1 protein-coding gene is annotated in these 958 nt (G+C 70.7%); it reads right to left on the bottom strand.

Features of this window, described 5'->3' with window-relative positions:
- Positions 1-958 (bottom strand): IS66 family transposase (gene tnpC, locus H7965_RS30045; RefSeq protein WP_186774109.1); only part of this gene is annotated, 958 nt, incomplete at both ends.

The raw sequence follows: 958 nt of genomic DNA, 5'->3' as shown, positions 1-958 counted from the left end.
GCCAGCGGCCGGATTGTGCGCTCGACTGGGTTGTTATCGATCTCCAGCCGCCCGTCGGCGACGTAGCGGGTTAGCGCCTCCCATCGGCTGCGGGCATAGCGGATGGCTACGGCCAGGTCGCTGCGGCCGGAGACCCGGGCGAGGGTCTCGTCGAGCCAAGCGCGCAGGCTGTCCAGGATCGGTCCAGCCCTGGCCTGGCGCTGCCTGGCCCGCGAATCGGATGGCTGGCCGCAGATGTCCTGCTCGATGGCATAGAGCAGGCCGATGCGGCGCACCGCCTCGGTCGCCAGCGGCGCTTGGCCGGTGGCGTGCAACTCGAAAAAATGGCGCCGGACATGCGCCCAGCAGGCTGCCTCCTGCACTTGGCCGCTGTCGTACAGGCCGTCGAATCCAGTGTAACCGTCGGCCTGCAGCACGCCGCGGAACCCGGCGAGATGCGTCTTGGGATGCTCGGCCCGGCGGTCCGGGCTGTAGCGGTAGAGCACGGCAGGCGGGGTCGTGCCGCCATACGGTCGCTCATCGCGGAGGTAGGCCCAGAGCCTGCCGGTGCTGGTCCTGCCGAGACCGGGGGCGAGGACCGGCACCGGCGTGTCGTCGGCATGCAGCACGGCGCCCGCCAGGACGTGCCGAGCCAAGGCGTTCAGCAGCGGCCTCAGCAGAGTGGCTGAATGGCCGACCCAGTCGGCGAGCGTCGAGCGCTGTAGGTCGAGGCCCGCCCGGGCATAGATCTCGCTCTGTCGGTACAGCGGCAGGTGGTCGGCGTATTTGGCTATCAGGACATGCGCGAGCAGCCTCGCCGAGGCACGGCCACGGCGGATCGGCAGGCTCGGCGCCGGGGCCTGGGTGACGGCCTCGCACCCACGGCAGGAGAACTTCGGCCGTACATGCCGGAGCACGCGGAACCGACCCGGTAGGTAGTCCAGCACCTCGGTCACGTCCTCGCCGAGGCGGCGCAGCG

Origin of the sequence: Siccirubricoccus deserti (assembly GCF_014283215.1) — a bacterium.
Classification (GTDB): Bacteria; Pseudomonadota; Alphaproteobacteria; order Acetobacterales; family Acetobacteraceae; genus Siccirubricoccus; species Siccirubricoccus deserti.
Note: the sequence above shows the minus strand (reverse complement) of the source record. Positions and strands in the feature narration are given on the sequence as shown.